The 21,635-nt window shown below is 48.9% G+C and carries 22 protein-coding genes; 15 read left to right on the forward strand and 7 right to left on the reverse strand.

What is annotated here, in order from left to right; genetic code table 11:
* Positions 1 to 283 precede the first annotated feature (283 nt).
* The 3 genes from tomB to JK154_RS11450 all read left to right on the forward strand — a co-directional run bounded on the left by tomB (position 284) and on the right by JK154_RS11450 (position 1,707).
* A complete protein-coding gene (tomB, locus tag JK154_RS11440; protein ID WP_211992666.1) occupies positions 284 to 661 on the forward strand; it encodes an Hha toxicity modulator TomB in 378 nt (125 codons plus the stop codon).
* Positions 662 to 690: 29 nt separating this feature from the next.
* The gene (locus JK154_RS11445; RefSeq protein WP_211992667.1) at positions 691 to 909 is read left to right on the forward strand and encodes an HHA domain-containing protein; all 219 of its coding nucleotides are present in this window, start codon (positions 691 to 693) and stop codon (positions 907 to 909) included.
* A gap of 321 nt (positions 910 to 1,230) precedes the next feature.
* The gene (locus JK154_RS11450; protein ID WP_211992668.1) at positions 1,231 to 1,707 is read left to right on the forward strand and encodes a YlaC family protein; all 477 of its coding nucleotides are present in this window, start codon (positions 1,231 to 1,233) and stop codon (positions 1,705 to 1,707) included.
* Positions 1,708 to 1,710: 3 nt separating this feature from the next.
* Here JK154_RS11450 and ykgO read toward each other — a convergent pair whose 3' ends face one another.
* Complete coding sequence (gene ykgO, locus JK154_RS11455) at positions 1,711 to 1,851, reverse strand: type B 50S ribosomal protein L36 (protein WP_211992669.1); 141 nt, start codon at positions 1,849 to 1,851, stop codon at positions 1,711 to 1,713.
* Positions 1,852 to 1,854: 3 nt separating this feature from the next.
* Positions 1,855 to 2,115, reverse strand: coding sequence for a type B 50S ribosomal protein L31 (locus JK154_RS11460; protein WP_211992670.1), 261 nt, complete (start codon positions 2,113 to 2,115; stop codon positions 1,855 to 1,857).
* Positions 2,116 to 2,702: 587 nt separating this feature from the next.
* On the opposite strand from JK154_RS11460, the gene JK154_RS11465 reads away from it, so the two are divergent.
* From JK154_RS11465 to JK154_RS11490, 6 genes are all read left to right on the forward strand, one after another.
* Positions 2,703 to 3,743 (forward strand): isopenicillin N synthase family oxygenase, encoded by a 1,041-nt coding sequence (locus JK154_RS11465; protein ID WP_211992671.1) that lies wholly within the window; start codon positions 2,703 to 2,705, stop codon positions 3,741 to 3,743.
* Positions 3,744 to 3,760: 17 nt separating this feature from the next.
* Positions 3,761 to 4,567, forward strand: a complete 807-nt coding sequence (locus tag JK154_RS11470; protein ID WP_211992790.1) for a MetQ/NlpA family ABC transporter substrate-binding protein — start codon at positions 3,761 to 3,763, stop codon at positions 4,565 to 4,567.
* Entirely contained in the window at positions 4,564 to 5,352 is a 789-nt protein-coding gene (locus JK154_RS11475; protein WP_211992672.1) for an ATP-binding cassette domain-containing protein, read from the forward strand. The genes JK154_RS11470 and JK154_RS11475 overlap by 4 nt, the downstream gene beginning before the upstream one ends.
* Positions 5,349 to 6,008 carry a methionine ABC transporter permease gene (locus JK154_RS11480; protein ID WP_211992791.1) on the forward strand — a complete coding sequence of 220 codons (660 nt, stop codon included), beginning with the start codon at positions 5,349 to 5,351 and terminating at the stop codon, positions 6,006 to 6,008. The genes JK154_RS11475 and JK154_RS11480 overlap by 4 nt, the downstream gene beginning before the upstream one ends.
* A 243-nt stretch (positions 6,009 to 6,251) precedes the next feature.
* A complete protein-coding gene (locus JK154_RS11485; protein WP_211992673.1) occupies positions 6,252 to 7,502 on the forward strand; it encodes an MFS transporter in 1,251 nt (416 codons plus the stop codon).
* A 5-nt stretch (positions 7,503 to 7,507) separates the two neighbouring features.
* Positions 7,508 to 8,950, forward strand: coding sequence for a glycoside hydrolase family 32 protein (locus JK154_RS11490; protein WP_211992674.1), 1,443 nt, complete (start codon positions 7,508 to 7,510; stop codon positions 8,948 to 8,950).
* Here JK154_RS11490 and JK154_RS11495 read toward each other — a convergent pair.
* Entirely contained in the window at positions 8,945 to 9,940 is a 996-nt protein-coding gene (locus JK154_RS11495) for a LacI family DNA-binding transcriptional regulator (RefSeq protein WP_211992675.1), read from the reverse strand. The genes JK154_RS11490 and JK154_RS11495 overlap by 6 nt on opposite strands.
* 129 nt (positions 9,941 to 10,069) lie before the next feature.
* Complete coding sequence (locus JK154_RS11500) at positions 10,070 to 11,149, reverse strand: oxidoreductase (RefSeq protein ID WP_211992676.1); 1,080 nt, start codon at positions 11,147 to 11,149, stop codon at positions 10,070 to 10,072.
* Positions 11,150 to 11,320: 171 nt separating this feature from the next.
* On the opposite strand from JK154_RS11500, the gene JK154_RS11505 reads away from it, so the two are divergent.
* The 4 genes from JK154_RS11505 (at position 11,321) to JK154_RS11520 (ending at position 16,220) form a co-directional block, all read left to right on the forward strand.
* On the forward strand, positions 11,321 to 12,826 hold the full coding sequence (locus JK154_RS11505; protein WP_211992677.1) for a sugar ABC transporter ATP-binding protein: 1,506 nt from the start codon (positions 11,321 to 11,323) through the stop codon (positions 12,824 to 12,826).
* Positions 12,823 to 13,821, forward strand: coding sequence for an ABC transporter permease (locus tag JK154_RS11510; RefSeq protein WP_349291105.1), 999 nt, complete (start codon positions 12,823 to 12,825; stop codon positions 13,819 to 13,821). Before JK154_RS11505 ends, JK154_RS11510 begins: the two co-directional genes overlap by 4 nt.
* 12 nt (positions 13,822 to 13,833) lie before the next feature.
* On the forward strand, positions 13,834 to 14,898 hold the full coding sequence (locus JK154_RS11515; protein ID WP_211992678.1) for a sugar ABC transporter substrate-binding protein: 1,065 nt from the start codon (positions 13,834 to 13,836) through the stop codon (positions 14,896 to 14,898).
* A gap of 83 nt (positions 14,899 to 14,981) precedes the next feature.
* Entirely contained in the window at positions 14,982 to 16,220 is a 1,239-nt protein-coding gene (locus JK154_RS11520; protein WP_211992679.1) for an LVIVD repeat-containing protein, read from the forward strand.
* Positions 16,221 to 16,256: 36 nt separating this feature from the next.
* Here the strand turns inward: JK154_RS11520 and mtnK are convergent, their stop codons facing one another.
* Positions 16,257 to 17,456: an S-methyl-5-thioribose kinase gene (mtnK, locus tag JK154_RS11525; protein WP_211992680.1), complete on the reverse strand. Its 1,200-nt coding sequence runs from the start codon at positions 17,454 to 17,456 to the stop codon at positions 16,257 to 16,259.
* Positions 17,457 to 17,562: 106 nt separating this feature from the next.
* Between mtnK and mtnA the strand changes: the two genes are divergently transcribed.
* Positions 17,563 to 18,585 carry an S-methyl-5-thioribose-1-phosphate isomerase gene (gene mtnA / locus JK154_RS11530; protein WP_211992681.1) on the forward strand — a complete coding sequence of 341 codons (1,023 nt, stop codon included), beginning with the start codon at positions 17,563 to 17,565 and terminating at the stop codon, positions 18,583 to 18,585.
* Positions 18,586 to 18,910: 325 nt separating this feature from the next.
* On the opposite strand, the gene JK154_RS11535 is transcribed toward mtnA, so the two are convergent.
* Together JK154_RS11535 and mtnC are read right to left on the reverse strand one after the other, a co-directional pair.
* Complete coding sequence (locus tag JK154_RS11535; protein WP_211992682.1) at positions 18,911 to 19,453, reverse strand: acireductone dioxygenase; 543 nt, start codon at positions 19,451 to 19,453, stop codon at positions 18,911 to 18,913.
* Positions 19,450 to 20,133 carry an acireductone synthase gene (gene mtnC, locus JK154_RS11540; protein WP_211992683.1) on the reverse strand — a complete coding sequence of 228 codons (684 nt, stop codon included), beginning with the start codon at positions 20,131 to 20,133 and terminating at the stop codon, positions 19,450 to 19,452. Before mtnC ends, JK154_RS11535 begins: the two co-directional genes overlap by 4 nt.
* 310 nt (positions 20,134 to 20,443) lie before the next feature.
* Here mtnC and JK154_RS11545 point away from each other — a divergent pair, with 310 nt between their 5' ends.
* The gene (locus JK154_RS11545; protein ID WP_211992684.1) at positions 20,444 to 21,604 is read left to right on the forward strand and encodes a pyridoxal phosphate-dependent aminotransferase; all 1,161 of its coding nucleotides are present in this window, start codon (positions 20,444 to 20,446) and stop codon (positions 21,602 to 21,604) included.
* Positions 21,605 to 21,635 lie beyond the last annotated feature (31 nt).

Genomic DNA, 21,635 nt, shown 5'->3' on the forward strand with positions numbered 1-21,635 from the left:
CAACCAGCCCCGTGAGGCCGTCTTATCGGTAGCAGAAGTAGATGAAGCCGTTGATGATTCTTTGTAAATTTGAGTTAAAGTTAATATCAAAGAGTTAATTAAGGGGGTTGTTTTTTGTGCAATTGCCATTAGTTTTATTTTCTTTCTCTATTTCATGAAATTTTATCGTTATTGATTTATAATGTAGCTGCATGTAATAATCACGACCACAGTTCTTAACCTGTTTAGGTTTGTCACTCCAACGCATTACGTTTATTGTTGTTGTCGATAAAGGAGCTGTTATATGGATGAGTATTCACCAAAGCGACATGATATTGCACAATTGAAGTTCCTGTGCGAGAGTCTGCGGCATGACTGCTTGCTTAACCTCGACAGTAGCTACCATGGCTGGGTTAATGACCCAACATCGGTGATTCATCTGCAGTTAAATGAATTGATTGAACACATTGCTGCCTTCGTACTCAATTATAAAATTAAGTACATCGATGATAGCAAGCTTATTGAACTCGTTGATGAATATCTTGATGACAGCTTTATGCTGTTTAGTAACTACGGTATAAACGAAAAAAATCTTCAAAAATGGCAAGGTACAGGGCACCTTTTGTTCCAGCGTCTCATTAATATGGATCACGACGTGTCTGTAAATACTTCATTAGAATAAAATATTAATAAAATACTTAAGGCTAGTTTATGACAGAAAAAACTTTAACCAAAACTGATTATTTGATGCGCTTACGGCGGTGCCAAACAATTGACACGTTAGAACGTGTGATTGAAAAAAATAAATATGAATTATCTGATAATGAACTTACTGTGTTTTATTCCGCAGCTGACCATCGCCTTGCTGAACTGACGATGAATAAGCTTTACGATAAGATTCCCGCATCCGTATGGAAATTTGTTCGCTAGGTTTTCGTTTTTTGGTACGTTTACAGCACTCTATTTTTCTGCACCTCCATCCCACTGTCAGGCTATCAGGCCTAAAAAACTGGCTGTTTTTCCAAAAAACAACCTGTCAGAATGCGTTATCCGTGGCCTGGATTCAGGTCTGTGCCACAAGAGCGTGGAATGGCATTCGCTGTTAATATGCCTTAGTTTTACTTTGGCTAACGGTATCAACTGTTATGGTTTTTTTTAGCCTTTCTGTTACTTTTTTGTCAGACGCGAGATTCTTAAAATAGTGTTGTCGTATGTCTAACTTGAACAGATCTGAACATTAAAAGGCTTACCATGAATGAGATCCAACGCCTGCTGACCGATACCATCGAAGAATTAAACGTTACTGAAAAGCGTGATAACAGACCACGCTTTAGTATCAGTTTTATTCGTAAGCACCCAGGATTATTTATCGGTATGTATGTTGGGTTATTTGCAACGCTGTGGGTTATGCTGGCATCAGAAACGCTGGCTGGCTCTGCCTGGCTACTGATAGTCCTGTTTGCTATCCTCAACTTGTTTTTCTTTTTCGATGTACACCCGCGCTATCGTTACAGCGATATTGATGTACTCGATTTCCGAGTTTGCTATAACGGTGAGTGGTATAACACTCGTAATGTGCCCACTACACTGATTGAAAAGATCCTGCATTCCCCTCAGGTCAATGAAGAACAAAAATCATTACTGAATACTATGCTGAGCCGGAAAGGGGAACTGTCATTTTATGATGTATTCTCACTGACCAAACAGCAATCCATTGCTGCTCGCTGATCATCAACGCCGTTTTTTACGCCCCTGAACGGCCTTGAAGCGTGGGTTAGATTTACAGATCACATAAAGCCGCCCCTTACGTCTGACTATCTGACAATCGGGGTGGCGGTTTTTTGCACTCCGTAGCGAATTTAATACCTGCATGGTTTACCCCTTTTTATTTGAGAAAAAATTTCCAAAACGTTGCTGGAACCGTGCTGGCCCGCCTTCATTGACATAAACTTTCTGTTTACCGGTATAGTAAGGATGAGAAGCCGATGACACTTCAATCGTGACATAGGGATAACTCACGCCTTCAATTTCAATGACTCTGTCGGTTTTGATGGTCGAACCGATTTTAAAATACTCATTAACACTGGTGTCATGAAATACCACGGTCCGATAATCAGGATGAATGCCCTGCTGCATAACGCCTCTGAATGTTATGTTATAAAGTAACATTAATTTAAAGCCACTCAGTTAGAAAAGCAAGCTTGTTAGCATCAGCGGGATATGATTATTCGCAGTAGGAAAAGGCACTATTCGGCTCTTCAGCCCGTCACAGGATGACAGACTCACAGAAAAATACGCCCACCACCAAATAACGGGGATGATCGGCTCAATTAACTCGCGGTAATATTATTAATATAGTTAATTGATTTCTAATAAAAAAGTATTTTGTATTCCCTACTCCCCCACATCAATATGATGCATGCCCACTCCGCTACAGCTCTTTTTCTTATTTAAGCAAAAGCTTAGAACCCTCCAGGTGCATAGCTTAGAAGATAACAATATTGGTCGAACTTATACGGTTACGGCAAAGTAAATTCATCGCATTTATTCATAAATTAGAACCTATTCCTACAGATGCTGTTGTCGCCATACGTTTGGACTCAAGCAGCACACAGCCCTCTGATAGGCAGGTTATTCGCGGGGTATAACTATGAACCAACCTTGTTGCTGTACCGACGTAAATCCAACTGACTCAACTAATTTATTTATACTTGGAGTTCACCATGAGCAACAATCCAGACCTGGCGCTACCCATTCTTGACCTCTCCCAGCTGAAAGGCACCCCGACTGATCGCGCCGCCTTTCTGAGCCAGTTACGTTACGCAGCACGTGAAATTGGTTTTTTCTATCTGATTAACCACGGTATCAGCACTGAACTTCAGCAAGCAGTTCAACACCAGTCCCGCCAATTTTTTGCTCTGCCCGATGCACAAAAACAAACTGTTGCCATGATTCACTCACCTCACTTTCGTGGCTATAACCGTGCAGCCAGCGAATTAACACGTGGTCAGCCTGACTGGCGTGAACAATTCGATGTCGGCGCTGAACGTCAAACGCTGACGCTGTTTGAAAATGCCCCAGCCTGGCGCCGGTTACAAGGCCCTAACTTGTGGCCAGAATCTCTGCCTGAGTTGAAAACGACCGTTTTACAGTGGCAAAGCGAGATGACTGAAGTGGCACTGACCCTACTGAAAACCTTCGCTGAGGCTTTACACCTGCCGGAAAATGCCTTTGATCAACTCTATGGCTCCGAACCCAATGAACATATCAAACTCATTCGCTACCCCGGCCAGCAAGGTACTCAGAGCAATCAGGGGGTTGGTGCGCACAAAGATTCAGGTTTCCTGAGCTTCTTATTGCAAGATGATCAGAAAGGCTTGCAGGTTGAAGTTTCCCCAGGGAACTGGGTTGATGCCAGGCCTCTACCAGGCAGTTTTGTCGTCAACATCGGAGAGCTATTAGAACTGGCAACCAATGGATACCTGCGCGCAACTGTGCACCGAGTTGTCTCGCCACCCGCCAGTCAGGAACGACTCTCTATTGCCTTTTTCCTGGGAGCACAACTGGATGCCGTGGTTCCTGTTTATGCGTTACCAGAAGCCCTGTCACGTGAAGCCCAAGGGCCAGAAAGCGATCCCCAGAACCCACTATTGCGTGATGTTGGCTGGAACTACCTGAAGGGCCGCCTGCGTTCGCACCCGGATGTTGCAGAACGTTACTATCCAGAAGTGATTAAAAAAACCACTGAAAATACACTCGCTTAAGCATAAGGAATATTATGATGAAAAGAACTTCATTTACGTTAGCCAGTATCGCTCTGTCACTCTCCTTTGCTTTTGCGGCTCAGGCTGCTGATGCATTACGGGTTGCTGCAGACCCAGTGCCCCACTCAGAAATTCTTGCCTTTGTGCAGAAAGAAGACCCCGCCAATAAGCTAAAAGTCATTGAACTCAGTAACGGTATCAATGCCAATGAATTACTGGCTAACGGCGATGTTGATGCCAACTACTTCCAGCACTTACCTTATTTACGGGATCAGGAAAAAGCATTAGGTAAGAAGTTCGTCGTGGCGGCAACCGTGCATGTAGAACCTTTTGGTGTGTATTCAAGAAAATATAAATCACTCGATGAGATCCCCAATGGGGCCACGGTCGCTATTCCGAATAACGTGACCAACCTGAGTCGTGGCCTCTATTTGCTGCAGGATAAGGGACTGATTACCTTAAAACCTGAATTCAAGGATGCGGCTTCCCAACTGGCGACACCAAAGGATATTGCCAGCAATCCTAAAGGCCTGAAAATCATTGAAGTTGAGTCCCCGCAGATACCACGCTCTCTCGATGATGTTGATCTCGGGATTATTAATGGTAACTACGCCCTGGAAGCGGGTTTAGTGCCGGCCAAAGATGCACTGGCGCTCGAGAGTGCAACAAATAACCCTTACGCTAATCTGCTGGTGACAACGCCTGAGCTGGCAAATGATCCACGAATCAAGGCACTCGCCAAAGATTTAGAGTCGAAAGCAACTGCTGATTTTATTACCCGTCAGTATAACAACTCCGTCATCCCGGTTGCCCACAAGCCATGATTACCCTTGAGCGGCTGAGTAAAGTGTATGCTGGAGAAGGCCAACCGGCGCTTGATGATATTAGCCTGATCGTACCGAAAGGAGCTATCTATGGCATTCTGGGTCGCAGCGGCGCAGGAAAAAGTACACTGATCCGCTGTCTCAATTTACTGGAACGGCCCTCATCGGGCCGCATCATTATGAACGGCCAGGATATTACCACCTTTAATCAACGGGACTTACGTTTACACCGTCAGCGTACGGGAATGGTATTCCAGCACTTTAACCTGATCCATGCCCGTAATGTTGAAGACAATATTGCCGTGCCATTAGAAATCGCGGGGATGTCAGCTGACCGACGTCGCCTGCGTGTCATGGAGCTGCTGGATTTAGTTGGTCTGAGTGATAAAGCCCGGGCCTTTCCTTCCCAGCTTTCTGGTGGACAAAAACAGCGTGTGGGTATTGCCCGGGCACTTGCCGCCCACCCGGATATTCTACTATGTGATGAGGCCACCAGTGCACTCGATCCAGAAACAACGGCCTCGATACTGGCACTGCTGGGCGATATTAACCGCCAGCTTGGTCTGACTATTGTTCTGATTACTCACCAGCTGGAGGTAGTAAAAACCCTCTGTGATCATGCCGCATTACTGGAAAAAGGTAAGTTAGTTGAAAGTGGGTCACTGTCAGAAAGGCTCACTGACCCTTTTTCCCGGCTACGAAGTGCTTTGTTGCATAACAGCGAAGCTGAAAAAGCATTTTTACGCCGCCATGGCGTTGAAGAGAGGATCTTATGCGTCGCTTGAGTTGGGAAGATTTATGGCCGTTATTACTTGATGGGACAATGGATACCCTCTATATGGTCGCGCTGGCAGCACTGTTCACTATTGCCATTGGCTTACCTTTGGGGGTACTGCTCTTTATCACGCGTCGGGATGGTGTTCTGCCCGCAGTACGTTTAAACCGATTACTTGGAAGTATCATTAACGTGGGGCGTTCACTCCCTTTTATCGTGTTACTGATAGCCATGATCCCCTTTACCAGGATTATTGTTGGCACCACATTAGGGAGTACAGCAGCGATTGTTCCCATTACTATTGGTGCCTTTCCTTTTTTTGCTCGTATCGTGGAAAGTGCATTAGATGAAGTAGACAAAGGGCGTATTGAAGCCATTCTTTCAATGGGGGGGAACGCCTGGCATGTGATTAGCAAGGTTTTGTTACCGGAAGCCCTGCCCGCACTTCTCGCCGGAATGACGCTGACGGTAGTGATGCTGATTGGCTTCTCATCCATGGCGGGTGTGATAGGCGGTGGTGGCTTAGGGGATCTCGCTATTCGTTACGGTTATCAGCGCTTCAATGATCAGGTGATGATAGGCACCGTGGTTATTCTGGTCGCAATGGTACAGATAGTGCAAAGTTCGGGGGATCGTTTGGTCCGTCGCCTTGCCCATCGCCGTTAAGCATCACACCGGTGAAGGCCCGACATGGTATGTGTCGGGCCACACTATTTTCCCCGACAGCCCCCCTTTTTTGCTGCCTGAATGCCTCTTCCTTTGATTTTTCCATTTTTATATCGTCGATCACAATAAAAAAATGTTAACGATAACAAAGGTGATTTTAGTCACGTTTTTGATGGATTTTACTTCCCTCATCAAAAGTTAACGTTAACAATCGCATCAATAAATCTTCCGGGAGTGGCGACAATGGCTCTGACAATTCGTAAACAACATCATTATCTGGTTCTCAGTGGGTTGCTTTTCACCTTCTTCTGGACCTGGTCTTCCGCCTTTTCTTTGATCTCTCTCTGGTTGCATCAGAAGATAGGCCTTACTGGCGCTGAAACAGGTCTCATTTTTTCCATTATTTCCCTGACAGCCCTTTGTGCGCAGCCACTGTATGGCTTTATTCAAGACAAACTGGGGTTGAAAAAAACGCTACTCCGGGTGATTGGGTTTCTGCTACTCATTAGTGGCCCATACTTTATTTTTGTCTGTACGCCGTTGTTACGCTTTCACATTGTGCCCGGAGCGATAAGCATTGGCTTATATGTTGGTGCAACTTTCTTCGCTGGTATCGGCGCATTAGAGTGCTATACCGAACGTGTAAGTCGAATTGTTGGTTTTGAGTATGGCCGGGCAAGAATGTGGGGCTCTTTAGGCTGGGCTGGTGCGACGTTGCTGGCCGGGATCCTGTTTAACATTGACCCACAACTGAACTTCTGGATGGGTAGCTGTTCAGCATTGATCTTCATCATCTTGCTATGGTGGATGAAGGATGTACAAACCAATGCCATGAACGAACTAGAATATGGCAAAACCAGCTCCCTTTCTGTAAAAGATGCCTTAAGTTTATTAAAACTCCCCCGCTTCTGGGCGCTGGTCGTCTTTGTCTGTGGCGTCAGTGTTTATAATGTTTATGATCAGCAGTTCCCCATCTATTTTGCCTCACTGTTCAGTAATGTGAATCACGGTAATGAAATGTTTGGCTTTCTGAACTCCTTCCAGGTGTTCCTTGAAGCTATCGGCCTGTTTCTTGCGCCCTTCTTGGTGAATAAAATCGGTGCAAAACGCGGTTTATTACTCAGCGGCTTTATTATGGCATTCCGCATCTTTGGCTCAGGTATGGCTGTCGACACAGTGACCATTTCACTGATGAAACTACTGCATGCGGTGGAGCTGCCTATTTTGCTGATTGCGATGTTCAAATACATCACCACTCAGTTTGATCAACGTCTTTCAGCCACCCTCTATTTGGTTGGCTTCCAGTTTGTTACCTCTATCTGTGCCAGCGTCCTGTCCCCACTGGTAGGACGAGGCTATGACCAGCTTGGGTTCCCTGAAACCTACATGATTCTCTCTGGTTTGGTGCTGTTCTTTACGCTGCTTTCAAGCTTCTTACTTAATAGCGACACCCCCAAACAGCAGATGGCTCCTCTTAATTTACAAACCAGGTAATAACCATGACAAACCCAATTATTCAGGCTCAACAAGCCTTAGATGCCAATATCAAACTCCGTGGTAATGCCTTGTATCCGCACTACCATCTCACCCCACCTGCTGGCTGGATGAATGATCCCAATGGACTTATTTTTCATAACGGTCTTTACCATGCCTTCTATCAACATCACCCGTTTGATGCAAACTGGGGACCAATGCACTGGGGGCACGCCACCAGCCCGGACATGGTTCACTGGACAGCACAACCTATTGCCCTTGCACCAGGTGATGAGTGGGATATTGATGGCTGCTTTTCTGGCAGTGCCGTCGATGACAATGGCGTACTGTCGCTTATCTATACAGGGCATATCTGGCTGGATGGGGTCGGTAATGACCGCGCTATTCGTCAGGTACAGTGCCTGGCCACCAGCAAAGATGGTATCCATTTTGAAAAACAGGGTGTCATTCTGACCCCACCGCCAGGTATCATGCACTTCCGTGATCCTAAAGTATGGCAGCAGGATGGAGTCTGGTGGATGGTAATTGGCGCACGTGATATTGACGACTGTGGCAAGGTTCTTATCTACCGTGGTACTTCGCTACATGACTGGCAATTGGACAGAGTGCTGGCCCAGGCTGAACCGGGCATGGGATACATGTGGGAATGCCCGGATTTCTTTCCGCTGGGTGACGAATATCTGTTAATGTTTTCCCCACAAGGGGTTCAGGCTGATGGCTGGGAAAACCGTAACTTGTTTCAAAGCGGTTATTTACGCGGAAGCTGGCAACCCGGTGCTGATTTCACTGTCAGCCACCCGTTTGTAGAGATGGACCGGGGGCATGATTTCTATGCACCACAATCTTTTATCGCCGCCGACGGACGCCGCATTGTCATGGCATGGATGGATATGTGGGAATCACCGATGCCATCCAAACAAGAAGGCTGGGCAGGTTCTCTTACGCTTCCAAGGGAGCTGAGTATCACCCCCCAGGGCCAGTTACTGCAAAAACCCATTGCTGAACTCGCATCCCTGCGTACTGATCATTATACCGTCCCCCCGTATCTGCTCGATTCAGAATCGGCGTTATTACAGGAAAATGCCGATACCCTTGAGCTGACACTCAGCTGGGATTGTGCAGCCAGTCATGCTCAACGCTATGGCCTGCGTTTGGGGCATGGGCTGGAACTGTATATCGACTCGGCTGAAAAAAGATTAATACTCTCCCGCCATCATACAGATGCCGCCCTCAGTAGCGATCGTAGTGTATTGATTGACATTGAAAAAGTGCTGACATTGCAAATTTTCATCGACCGGAGTTCAATTGAAGTCTTTGTTAATCAGGGGGAATCCTGCATGACCAGCCGGCTCTACCTGCAGCCGGATGACCGGGAATTAACGCTGTTTGCCGAAAATGGCCAGGCGCTCTGCCAGGGTGGCCTGCTGTGGCAACTCAGTGGATTATAATGAAATACGTTTCAGTAAAGGGCAGGGTATACGGCTAATGCCACGACTCTGACGCCCTTCAATCACGTGCAATGCCGCCTGGCGACCCAATTCGTGATGTGGCAATTGCACGGTACTCAGGGGGGGTAAGAATAACTCCCCAACACCAATTAAGTTGTCATACCCCAGTACAGCAACCTGCTGGGGGATCTTCATCCCTTTAGCCAGTAACTGTTGGTATCCCACAAAAGCAATACGATCGTTGCCACACACCAGTACATCGAAATCTGGCTGCTCTTGGTGATAATGTGCCTCCAGCAGTGCGGCGAGATCCGTGTAGTGTGCATCCCCGATGGTCATATGATATTGCTGCACATCATCCAGGCTCAGGCCCGCCTCAAGCCAGGCTTTTTCAAAACCGTCACGCCGAGCTTTGCTGGCAAGCATTTCCACTGGTAGCCAAAAACAGAGCGGTCGTCGGTATCCCTGGGCAATTAAATAGCGTGTTGCCTGGTACTGTCCGTCAAAATCGTCAGGGATATAACAAGGCAACCCCGGGGTGTCGCTGACACAATTGGCCAGTACCACAGGTTTATCTTCAAGGGCTTGTGGCAGGGTAACGTGACGCAACCCCATGGTGGTAAAAATGATACCGTCCGGACGTTGAGATAACAGCTGTTTAACTGCACGTTCGCTGTCATCAACCGAAAGAATATTGATCAAAAAGCTATTCCACCCGGACTCTCTGGCCGTTTGCTCAATGGCCAACAGCATTTCGACTGAATAAGGGGTGGTTGCGGTGTCAAGAGCCAGAATCGCAATGGTAGAAGCAGTGACGCCCTGATTACGGATTTTACGCGCAGAATAGTCAGGCACATAATTCAGGGTATCAATAGCCTGTTGCACCCGCTCCCGTGTCGCTGGCTTGACATTCTGTGGATGATTAATGACCCGCGATACCGTCATTAACGATACCCCGGCCATTGTTGCCACGTCTTTCAGAGAAACCATATCACCCACGAGAATTGCTGGAAAACGTTGATAGTAACGTGTTTCTTACGCGTTTAACAATCAGAGTAAAAAAACAAATCGACGCATTCGCAAGAGATCACCCGTGGGTATCCAAGCCCACGGGTGATGCTATAAAGACTCTACCTTCTCAAAGGCTTTGAACAGAATATCCGGTGATAGCGCAACAGGCAGAGCATGGATAGACTCCCCCGGTTGCAGAGCCCGCGCAATGACTTTATCCAGCTGTTCACGGTGATGAATATCCACATCCAGTTCAGCGAGTTTAGTGGGCAGATTAAAACGTGCAAATGCCGCCGTTAACTGTTCCAGCACATCGTCTTGTCCCAGTAGCGCACTCTGCACCAAAATCCCGTACGCGACTTTTGTGCCATGCAGAAAACGGTCCGTCTGTGGCAATGTCGTCAGGCCATTATGTATGGCGTGGGCTGCGGCCACCCGGGTATAGCGCTCACCCAGGCCCCCGACCATCCCTCCTCCGGCAATGATAGCGTCAACCACATCAAGAAATGCCTGACTCAACAGCCCATTCTGGCTATCTTCCAGCGCTTGCTCGCTGCTTTCCAGCAACACATCACGGATACTCAAGGCCGCATTCAGGCCTAAACGTACAGTGAGTGGCAGGTGTTCAGGTTGCGGGCTTAACACCACAGCTTCGTACCATTTTGCCAGGGTGTCCCCGATACCTGCCAGTAGATATTCTGCGGGAGCTTTGAGAATAATATTCGGTTCAACTAAAACTAAATGATTGGCATCGTTGAATATTTCGTATCCCAGAGCCTGCCCGGCATCATTGTACCAGACCGACAACGGTGTCCAGGCTGCGCAGGTCGCTGCAATGGTGGGGATCGCCACCAGTGGTGTTTTTAGCCTGCGGGCAACAGCCTTGGCCGTATCAAGTAAAGTCCCGCCACCGATGCCAATAACCACCTGAGAAGAACCTGCTGAATCAAACAGTTGCTGGACATCCTTTTCACTGCAATGACCGCGAAACAAAATGTGTTTTGCCCCAGGCAAGGAAAACGCCTCAGGTAAAAAAGGGCGTGCTGCCGCCAGGGCTCTTTCACCGTAAATCCATACAGCATGGCTCAGTTGTTCTTCAGTATAAAACTCACTCAGGCGGGAAAGTGCCCCCGGATGGGAAAAGTAATTCGCGGGGCCGGTAACGACACGGATGGCGGTGCTGGGCATGATTCACTTCCTTTACGGTTGTCGTGGTAAAGATTTAGCACTAATATATGTCCAGACTTCTGGACGGCTAATATCATTTCGTTTTATCTTATGCTTTTTCACTCATTGCTCGCAACCCGTAAGGCCGTTAAAAATTTGAATCCGTTTATTAAAACTGAAGCAGGCCCCAGCATGAGTCCATCGAACCGTCTTGAGATGCGTGATATCTCTATTGCCTTCGGCGGCTTTAATGCCCTGACAAAAGTAGAATTTGCACTTAATGGTGGACAAATACATGCCCTGACCGGTGCTAACGGTGCCGGAAAATCAACATTGATGGCTGTGCTTTCCGGGGCCTATGACCATTATCAGGGACAGATCCTGATTAACGGTACCGAGGTTAACATTCGTACGCCACGTGATGCCAAACTTGTGGGTATTCATCTGGTTCAGCAGGAAGTTGATGTGGCATTAGTCCCGGGTCTTAGCGTGGCAGAAAATATCATGCTCGATAAGCTGGCAGAACCCGGGCATATCTATCACTGGGGTGATATTTACCGACAAGCACGTATCGCTCTGGCGCCTCTTGAAATCGATATTGATATCCGTAAACGTATTGAGCAATGCTCCCTGGCGGAAAAACAGCAAGTTTTGCTGGCACGGGCTCTCTCCCACCATTGCCGTTTTCTGATCCTTGATGAACCCACGGCCCCCCTCGATGGCCAGGAGAGTGCCCACCTGTTCCGGGTGGTCAAAAATCTTCAGCAACAGGGAATGGGGGTGGTGTTTATTTCCCACCGAATCCATGAACTCAAAGAAATCTGTGACCAGATGACAGTGTTGCGTGATGGTCACTTTATCTGTAGCGAGGCAATGGAAACGCTGAGTGGCGAAAACATTGTTGAAAAAATGCTGGGCCATCACCTGGAGGAAGTGTATCCCCCTGCCAGACCTGCCGTCGCGGACCTTCCATTACTCCGGGTTACCGGCCTTCATGACGACGCAATACTGCGCAATATCTCACTATGCTTACGCAAAGGTGAAATTCTCGGTATTGCCGGGCTGGCCGGGGCGGGGAAAACCGAATTATGCAAAGCGCTGTTTGGCGCAACCCCCAGTCAACTGCAAAGCGGTGAACTACGTGGGCAGGCCTGGCGCCCAAAAGATCCCGCCGACTCAGTAAGCCGCGGCGTGGTTCTGGTGCCTGAAGAACGTCGTAAAGAAGGCATTTTCATCGACGAGTCTATCACCATGAACCTGGCCGTCAGTGCTGATTTCCGCTTCTCACGCTTTGGCTTCTTTAACCACCATAAAGCCCATAGCTGGGCCCAGCAGATAATCAAACGATTAGGGATCCGCACCCTTGGACCGGCCCAAACCTTAAGGCGCCTTTCTGGGGGAAATCAGCAAAAGGTAGCAATTGGTAAATGGCTGTGTAATGACGCCGAGGTGCTGATTTTTGATGAACCCACCAAAGGTGTCGATATTAAAGCCAAAAGCGAACTCTTTGTATTAATCGACCAGCTTGCTCGTCAGGGAAAAGGGGTCATTTATGCCTCTGGTGAATTTTCTGAATTGGTTGGGTTATGTGACCGAATTTGTGTCCTGTGGGACGGAAAAATCGTTGCCGAGCTCGACGGGCATCAGGCAACAGAAGAGACCCTTTTACACTACTCCACTGGAGGAGCATCCGCGTGAGTCATACCCCCCCTTTGAAGGCCACACAGTCTGGCCGCCATCAGTTTTTTGAATTTCTCTATAAATGGGGGATGTTAATCACTGTTGTGGCACTGATTGCCCTGTTTGGTATCGCTTCCGATAGTTTTTTGGAAGTGAACAATATCATCAACATTCTACGCTCGATTGCGATAGTAACCGTCATTGCCATTGGCGTTTCCATTTCACTCACCGTGGGAGGATTTGACTTATCCGTTGGTTCCACTGCCTCGCTGGCCAATGCGTTAGTGATCTCCCTGTTCGTATGGCATGGTTTTGGCACGACTGGAGCCATTGTCATCACCCTGCTGCTATGTACCCTGGTGGGCCTGTTTAATGCCTTTTTGATTGTGGTGTTAAAGATCCCCGATATGCTCGCCACCCTGGCCAGCCTGTTTGTAATTCAGGGGGTGGCAATGACTTACAGCTACGGCGGTTCCATTACCGCCAACATGATGCTCCCTGATGGGGATATGGCAGAAGGCATTATTCCCGCCAGTTTTTCATCCCTCGGCCAGGTGCCAACCATTGTGATCATCATGCTGGTTGTCACGTTGGTGGCCCAACTGGGACTCTCGCTCACACGGTATGGTCGTCGTATGTACGCCATTGGCGGTAACCCACAGGCAGCGCGCTTGTCAGGTATTCGGACCACCCGCTATCGGGTCGCGGCCTATGTTTTGGCCTCATTACTGGCCGGGCTCGGCGGGATTTTACTGGCCTCACGTATTGGGTCCTCCCAAGTCAATGCCGGCAGTGGTTATCTGATGGATGCCGTAGCAGCAGCCTGGATTGGTTTCTCCCTGGCGGGTTCGGGCAAGCCAAACGCACTCGGCACTCTGGTGGGGGCCATTATTCTTGGTGTCCTGCAAAACGGTCTGGTCATGCTATCAGTCCCTTATTATGCCATGGACATTATTAAAGGCCTGGTGCTGGCAGCAGCCCTGGCTATCACCTATATCCAACAACGACGCTAACAGGACATCACCATGAAAAAATTTACTGCTTCATTACTGGCACTCAGCCTCATTGCCGCGCTTCCTGTCAAGGCCGCCGTTGTCGCCCCAGTACCGGAAAAAATCGCCCAACATGAGGGCCCCATCCGTATTGCGGTTATTCGTAACCTCGGTTCTGATGATAACACCACCCAATTTGTGGCAGGCGCGGTGCAGCAAGCTAAAAAACTGGGTTTTAAAGTCAGCACATTCCTGAGTAATGGTGATGATGCCCGCTTCCAGGACTTTATTAATCAGGCGATTAGCCAGAAATACGATGGGATCATTCTCTCCCAGGGACGAGCGCCTTACTCCACTGAATTGATTAAAAAGGCGATAGATGCAGGGATCGCGGTTTCCGTATTTGATACCTCCGTAGAGGGAGATATCCCGGGACTGACTGTCACCCAGCAGGATGATGCCTCACTAACAGACCTCTCTTTTGGTCAGCTGGTGAAAGACTTTAATGGCAAGGCCAACATTGTCAAACTCTGGGTCGCAGGTTTCCCGCCAATGGATCGTCGTCAGGCGGCTTACCAGAAACTGTTAAAAGCCAACCCAGGGATTGTTGAGCTGGAATCTATTGGTGCTGTCTCTTCGGATGTTCAGGGGGACACGGCTAACAAAGTCGGTGCCATCCTGGCGAAATACCCGAAAGGCAAAATTGATGCTATCTGGGGAACCTGGGATGCCTTTAGCCAGGGAGCCTATAAAGCCCTGCAAGAAAATGGCCGTAACGAGATTAAACTCTACAGCATTGATATCTCTAACCAGGATTTGCAGTTAATGCGTGAGGCTAATAGCCCCTGGAAAGTCAGCGTCGCAGTAGATCCGAAACTGATAGGGGCAACCAATGTACGTTTGCTGGCAAAGAAAATTGCCGGTGAAGAAACACCGCAAACTTATGATTTTAAAGCCGCGGTGATCCCACAAGCCTTACTGGTCAGCCAGCCTGAGGCGATAAATGTTGCCGGACTGGGGAACATTATTCCAGGCTGGGGCCAGACCGACGACTTTATTGCGCCCTGGTTTGCCACCCTTGAAGCAAAAAACAAGTAACACCATACGGGGTTCAATGCCCAATTTTGCTGGGGAAGATGCTGCATTGCTTCCCCTTTGTCAGTAATGAAGAGGAGTCTGTCATGGGATTACCCCAGCCGGAGTACAGTCGCAATATGCGGCTTATCGGTCACAGTGATCAGGGGGGAAGGCCAGATGGCGTGCAGGTCATGGTGCACCGAGGCTATGCCTATATTGGCCATATGGTTTCGCAAGGTTTTTCCATTGTTGATGTCCGTGATCCCAGGGATCCCAAAGCCGCAGGTTTTGTCCCTGCCCCACCTGGGACGTGGAATATTCACCTCCAGACTCATGATGATTTGTTGCTGGTCATCAATGCCCGGGATCTGTTTGCCGATACCCGGTTTGCCGATGAGAAGGTCTATTACACCCGCTCAGTTGGGGAAACGGTAAAGGATGTTACTGACAAAGGCTGGAGCGCCGGATTACGGATTTTTGATATTTCGACCCCGGATAAGCCACAAGAGATCAGTTTTCTGTCATTAAATGGCATTGGTATTCACCGCTGCTGGTATGTTGGCGGACGCTGGGCTTATGTTTCTGCCCTGATTGACGGATTCAGTGATTATATCTTTCTGACGATTGATCTGGCAGATCCCCGCCACCCCAAGGTGGCAGGTAACTGGTGGCTACCCGGTATGAATAGTGCCGCAGGTGAACAACCAGACTGGCCAGCTGGCCAGCGTTACGCGCTACATCATGCCATTATCAGTGGCGATACGGCTTATGCCAGCTGGCGGGACGGGGGGCTAACGCTGCTGGATGTGGCAGATCGCAGCCAGCCCAGGCTGATTAGCCACCGTAACTGGAGTCCTCCTTTTGGTGGGGGTACCCATACCGCACTGCCGTTACCCGACAGAGACCTGCTGGTGGTTCTGGATGAAGCAGTACTCGACAATCAGCAAGACGGGGAAAAACTGATCTGGTTGTTTGACATTCGAGATCCGGCAAACCCGGTGAGCATCGCCACTTTTCCCCAGCCTGATGAAATTGATTACGCCGCAAAAGGGGCACATTTTGGCCCGCATAATCTGCATGAAAACAGACCGGGCAGTTTTATTAGCTCAACCCTGATTTTTGCTACCTATCAGAATGCGGGTGTAAGGGCCTACGACATTTCAAACCCTTACCGTCCAGTCGAAACCGGGGCCCTCGTTCCCGCGGCACCAGAAAAAATGATGGATACTCGCCCCGGACGTCCAAAAATCATTCAGTCCTGCGATGTGTTCGTCGATGCTGGGGGTATTATCTACAGCACTGATTATAACGGTGGCTTATCCATTATTGAGTACCTGGGATAGCCCTGCAGGCCTTCTTAAACAGAAGGCCTGCCTCATTTAGCTTTTCTGCCGTACCCGGGCAATCAGTTCATCCACCGAGTCTATCTGTTCGGCAATTAAAATGAGGAAGCGCCCCAGTTCAATCGCCGCACCGACACACGCCAGGCGCATTTCTTTATCTTCAATACTTTCCAGGTCAGCAACATGGGATAAGCCAATGGTGCGACGAATCAGTTCAGTGCCACAAAAACCAACCGCATCAGTCCAGACTTTTTGCAAAAAGTGCGCCACATACCCTTCCGTTGCCAGGGCACTATCCCTTGTATTGTTCAGGGCCAGTGCGCTGAAACGCCCGGCAAAGGTAAGCCATAGCACGCGAATATCCTCTAAACGCTGCTCGCGATAACTGTCTGCATCTCGTGGGCCAAAATGCCCTGGTAACGCACAGTAGTTGAGTAGTAAGTTACCGACAGCGGTGCCAATATCAAAGCCAACAGGACCAACATAGCCAAACTCAGCATCAATCACTTTCAGGCTTCCCTCTGCCACAAAGATTGAGCCACTATGAATATCGCCATGCAGCAACGCTTCTGCCTGAGTTAAGAAGCGGTATTTAAGTTGTGCAACTGCCAGCTTTAACGCCTTGTCACTACGCAGGGCCACGACTTGTGGTTCAAGAGCCGCAGGATAGTTATTTCGCGCATGTGGCTGGTAGGGATCATTAAAGAATAACTCTTCAGTGATTTCACACATTTCTGGATTAATAAAACGAGCCACCTGAGCTTTTTTCTCATGAGGATGTAGCCAGAAGTCTGAGGTGTGGAACAGTGTCTGTGCCAGGTACTCACCTAGCTGTGTCGTGGCCTGTGGATAGTGCTGGCCGCGCACCAGTTCTCCCCGCCAGATACGATGATCAGAGAGGTCTTCCATCACCATAACCGCGAGGCTGGCATCATAATGCAGAATATTAACCGTATGCTGCGGGCTATGCTGATAGTGCGCGACCAAGGTTTGTGCTTCCAGGCGTGCGCGGTCTATGGTCAGGGGCCAGGTCTCACCCACGCAACGGACATAAGGCAATGCCTGTTTAACAATAATCCGGCTTACACCTTGGGGATCAAGAATTTTAAAGACTAAATTGAGATTACCATCCCCCACTTCTTGCGCGTCCACCAGCATGGTCGGATCGTCAAATCCACCAAATTGTTGGGCATAAGCCACTGCGTCTGCAGCAGTAAACGTGCGATATTGGGACATTGAGCAACCCTCTTATAGAAAAATTAAATAGCACTTTAGACGTCTATACATCTGGAAGGCATGTTGGCACAATATACCGCAGTAACGCAATATGGAATCAGCATCGATGCAAAATTTAAAAACCGCGAGTCTTGAGGTTAAGCAGAATCAACTGTGGATCCTTTGTCAGCAGTCCCTGCCCCAGCAACAGAATTGGCTACCCGCCCACACAGTGGAGCAGTTGGTTCATCACATTCATACCCTGAGCGTGCGCGGGGCACCGCTGATTGGCCTTTCAGCCAGTCTGTTACTGGCATTACTGGCTGAAAGTGGCCAGTCGCCTCAGCAACTGGCCATCGCCCTTGATACACTGCGAGCATCAAGGCCAACAGCGGTCAATTTGATGAATAACCTCGACCAAATGAAGCTGGCTCTGGCAGAACCAGACATTGTGAGCGCCCTCAGCAAGGAAGCCCTGCGACTGGTGGAAGAGGATAAACAGCTCTGTGAGCGTATTGCGAATGCAGGTGCCGCACTCGTCAAACCAGGCAGCCGATTACTCACCCATTGTAATACCGGGGGGCTGGCAACCGCCGGGGTAGGCACCGCACTTGGCGTTATTCAGCGTGCATTTTCCCAGGGGAAGGTCAACCATGTATGGGTGGGCGAGACCCGTCCATTGCTACAAGGGGGAAGATTAACGGCCTGGGAACTGGGTGAACTCGGTATCCCTTATCAGCTAATTTGTGACTCAATGGCAGCCAGCCTGATGGGGAAAAAACAGGTTGATGCCATTTGGGTGGGTGCTGACCGTATTGCTGCCAATGGCGATGTGGCCAATAAAATTGGCACCTATAGCCTTGCCGTACTGGCCCATCATCATCAGATCCCCTTTTATGTTGCGGCTCCCGGAACCACTCTGGATACTCATTGCCCATCAGGGGACGCGATCCCGATTGAACAACGTGCTGCTCGCGAGGTCATGGGCGTTGCGGGGAGTTTTGGTGAGGTTCAGTGGGCACCTGAGCATGCCAGGGTTTACAACCCGGCATTCGATGTCACTCCTGCTGAACTGATTAGCGGCTGGGTGCTGGATACGGGGGTCGTTACCCCTGCACAGGTTCAGGCCGGTGCCTTTCAGCCCAAGTGAGTAACCCGGGTTAAATGAAAAGCTCTGGTTGCCATAATGACTATAAACTGTACCCGAAAGCAGGGCACCCAGTGAAGTAATGCACTGTTTTTTATGGACTCATATTCTCCCGGCGTTAAGGCAGGTTCTTTCGTTTCTGAGTAAAAATGACGCGGGCTGTCGCTGGCGACATCCGCCATGCAAAATATAACAAAAACTGAAAGGCCTGAGTCCGGTAACCCACCTGCCCCAGGCACGGATGCCTGCCTGAGATAAACCGTCCAGTATGATTGGGACGTTCAGTAAGGCAGGTTGCTATTTAAAGAATCAAGATAATCACGGGCTGTCAGGGCAATTTAGGGTAGGCATCTGCAATGTTGTCACCGGTAAAACGGGCTATCCATCCTTCTGGATTATCAAAAATACGAATAGCCGTAAAATTGGGTTCAGACCCCATATCAAACCAGTGCGGTGTCCCCGCAGGAACCGAGATAAGGTCGTTCTTTTCACACAGAATCTGGTAAACCTTGCCATCCAGGTGCAGACAAAATAACCCGGCACCTTCAACAAAAAAACGCACCTCGTCTTCGCCATGAGTATGTTCCGCGAGAAATTTATTGCGAAACGCCTCTTTTTGCGGGTGATCAGCACGCATACTGATCACATCCCAACTCTGATAACCTTTTTCTGCCACCAGTTTATCAATCGCATGCTGGTAAGCATTAATCACCGTTTCCGGTTCTGGGTCTGCCCCCAAGTCCTGATTGGCTTCCCAGCGCTCAAAACGTACCTGTTTGGCATTCAGTTGCTCACGGATGGCTTCTGCATCAGTGCTGTGCCAGAGTGGCTCACGGGCTTGAGTCTCTGTAAAAATCGTTAATGCGCTCATGACGAAAGTGACTCCAGGTTAATGTTATCAAAACGGCTGACTTGCGGGTGGTGACTCACCGCATCAGGCTCGCCACGAATTAGCTGCAAGGTATGCCAGCCTGCCGCCTCAGCAGCGTCCAGCTCCTGGTGAATATCAGACAAGAACAGCAAGGTGTCCGTCGGCAACCCAATTTGTTCGGCAATACGCTGGTAAGACCGGACCTCACGTTTAGCGCCCACATGGGTATCAAAATAACCACTGAATAGCGCAGTAATGTCCCCCGCATCGCTATAACCCACTAACAGTTTTTGGGCGGCAACGGAACCTGAAGAGTAGATATACAGATCCAGACCTTGCTGTTTCCAGGACTGTAATACTGGCAAAACATCCGCATAAAGATGGCCGGTAAAATCCCCTTGCTCATAACCGTAACGCCAGATTAACCCTTGCAATGCTTTGAGGGAGGTTGATTTACGGTCCTCGTCCATAAAAGTAAACAACACGTCAATCAAGCGTTCAGCATCTGCCTGTGGTTCGTCTATCTCGGCACGCAGCTGATTTAAAATATCCTGAATGTCTTGCTGATTGTCACGGACAAAACTGGCCATTCTTTGCCGGGCATAGGGAAATAGCACATGATGAACAAAACGAATATCTGTGATAGTTCCTTCAATATCGGTCACGATAGCGCGAATCATACGGTCTCCGGCAGGCAATGCTGCGTTTCCAGGGGTAAATTGATTAAACCAACAAGGGTAGCGCTTGCTGATATAGGAATTATTGCCTCTTATAAGGAGCGATATTGTAAAACCAAAACCGAATTCGCTCGGCGTTTAGCCATCTAAACGGCTTTATTCATTCATCATAACACCCTGAAAAAATGAATTGAAGGGTAAAAATACAAGTAGTAAAAAAGGCAGCAGCATTCCTGGGAAAACCCCGATAACATCGTGTTATAGTTTTAATAACATTCAGATACCCCAGTATTCTCTGTAAGGTCGTTATACCATGAGTCAATCATCGTTCATTCCTGAGAGTAAATTACCGGCGCTCGGAACTACTATATTTACCCAAATGAGCCTGCTGGCCCAGCAGTACAAAGCAATTAACCTTTCCCAGGGCTTTCCTGATTTCGATGGTCCGGAATACCTGCAACAACGGCTGGCTTACCATGTTGGCCAGGGAGCAAACCAGTATGCCCCCATGACTGGCGTGCAACCCTTGCGTGACGCCATTGCCGAAAAAACCGCCGCACTGTATCAGTATCTGCCCGATGCAAATACTGAAATCACCGTCACTGCCGGGGCAACTGAAGCCCTGTATGCCGCCATTACCGCCTTGGTTCGTCCGGGTGATGAAGTTATCTGTTTTGACCCGAGTTATGACAGCTATGCCCCTGCGGTTGCCCTGTCCGGTGGAGTGATGAAACGCATCACTCTGCAGCCACCATTTTTTCGTGTTGACTGGCAAACCTTTGCGGACCACATAACCCCGCGCACCCGGATGGTGATTGTTAATACCCCCCATAACCCTTCAGCAACCGTATGGCAGAAAAGTGACTTTGACGCCCTGTGGCGGGCCATTAGTGAAAAAGAGATCTATGTCCTGAGTGATGAAGTGTATGAGCATATCTGTTTTGATCAACAAGGGCATGCCAGTGTCCTCGCCCATCCACAGCTTCGTGAACGGGCGATTGCGGTCTCCTCTTTTGGTAAAACATTTCATATGACGGGCTGGAAAGTGGGCTACTGTGTTGCCCCGGCGCCCCTCAGTGCAGAGTTACGCAAAGTTCATCAATACCTGACATTTTCAGTGAATACGCCAGCACAACTGGCGATAGCCGACATGTTGCGTGAACACCCAGCCCATTATCATGACTTGCCGGCATTCTATCGTGCCCGTCGGGATCGTTTTACTGGCGCGCTGGCTGACAGCCGTTTAAAAATACTGCCGTGTGAAGGGACTTATTTCCTGCTGGCAGACTACAGTGCTGTTTCTGACCTGGATGATGTGAGTTTCTGCCAGTGGTTAACCAAAGAGGTGGGCGTCGCGGCAATACCATTATCGGTATTTTGTGAAGACGAATTCCCACATAAACTGATTCGTTTATGTTTTGCTAAACAAGAAACCACACTGGATGCCGCAGCGGAAAGGCTCTGCAGGCTCTAATTTCAAACGCTCCCAGCTACTGGCTGGGATG

The organism is Citrobacter sp. JGM124 (assembly GCF_018257795.1).
GTDB lineage: Bacteria > Pseudomonadota > Gammaproteobacteria > Enterobacterales > Enterobacteriaceae > JGM124.

Bases quoted from the DNA above. Each gene is read 5' to 3' on its own strand.
- tomB (WP_211992666.1), top strand. From the start codon at position 284: ATGGATGAGTATTCACCAAAGCGACATGATATTGCACAATTGAAGTTC.
- JK154_RS11445 (WP_211992667.1), top strand. From the start codon at position 691: ATGACAGAAAAAACTTTAACCAAAACTGATTATTTGATGCGCTTACGG.
- JK154_RS11450 (WP_211992668.1), top strand. From the start codon at position 1,231: ATGAATGAGATCCAACGCCTGCTGACCGATACCATCGAAGAATTAAAC.
- ykgO (WP_211992669.1), bottom strand. From the start codon at position 1,851: ATGCAGGTATTAAATTCGCTACGGAGTGCAAAAAACCGCCACCCCGAT.
- JK154_RS11460 (WP_211992670.1), bottom strand. From the start codon at position 2,115: ATGCAGCAGGGCATTCATCCTGATTATCGGACCGTGGTATTTCATGAC.
- JK154_RS11465 (WP_211992671.1), top strand. From the start codon at position 2,703: ATGAGCAACAATCCAGACCTGGCGCTACCCATTCTTGACCTCTCCCAG.
- JK154_RS11470 (WP_211992790.1), top strand. From the start codon at position 3,761: ATGAAAAGAACTTCATTTACGTTAGCCAGTATCGCTCTGTCACTCTCC.
- JK154_RS11475 (WP_211992672.1), top strand. From the start codon at position 4,564: ATGATTACCCTTGAGCGGCTGAGTAAAGTGTATGCTGGAGAAGGCCAA.
- JK154_RS11485 (WP_211992673.1), top strand. From the start codon at position 6,252: ATGGCTCTGACAATTCGTAAACAACATCATTATCTGGTTCTCAGTGGG.
- JK154_RS11490 (WP_211992674.1), top strand. From the start codon at position 7,508: ATGACAAACCCAATTATTCAGGCTCAACAAGCCTTAGATGCCAATATC.
- JK154_RS11495 (WP_211992675.1), bottom strand. From the start codon at position 9,940: ATGGTTTCTCTGAAAGACGTGGCAACAATGGCCGGGGTATCGTTAATG.
- JK154_RS11500 (WP_211992676.1), bottom strand. From the start codon at position 11,149: ATGCCCAGCACCGCCATCCGTGTCGTTACCGGCCCCGCGAATTACTTT.
- JK154_RS11505 (WP_211992677.1), top strand. From the start codon at position 11,321: ATGAGTCCATCGAACCGTCTTGAGATGCGTGATATCTCTATTGCCTTC.
- JK154_RS11515 (WP_211992678.1), top strand. From the start codon at position 13,834: ATGAAAAAATTTACTGCTTCATTACTGGCACTCAGCCTCATTGCCGCG.
- JK154_RS11520 (WP_211992679.1), top strand. From the start codon at position 14,982: ATGGGATTACCCCAGCCGGAGTACAGTCGCAATATGCGGCTTATCGGT.
- mtnK (WP_211992680.1), bottom strand. From the start codon at position 17,456: ATGTCCCAATATCGCACGTTTACTGCTGCAGACGCAGTGGCTTATGCC.
- mtnA (WP_211992681.1), top strand. From the start codon at position 17,563: ATGCAAAATTTAAAAACCGCGAGTCTTGAGGTTAAGCAGAATCAACTG.
- JK154_RS11535 (WP_211992682.1), bottom strand. From the start codon at position 19,453: ATGAGCGCATTAACGATTTTTACAGAGACTCAAGCCCGTGAGCCACTC.
- mtnC (WP_211992683.1), bottom strand. From the start codon at position 20,133: ATGATTCGCGCTATCGTGACCGATATTGAAGGAACTATCACAGATATT.
- JK154_RS11545 (WP_211992684.1), top strand. From the start codon at position 20,444: ATGAGTCAATCATCGTTCATTCCTGAGAGTAAATTACCGGCGCTCGGA.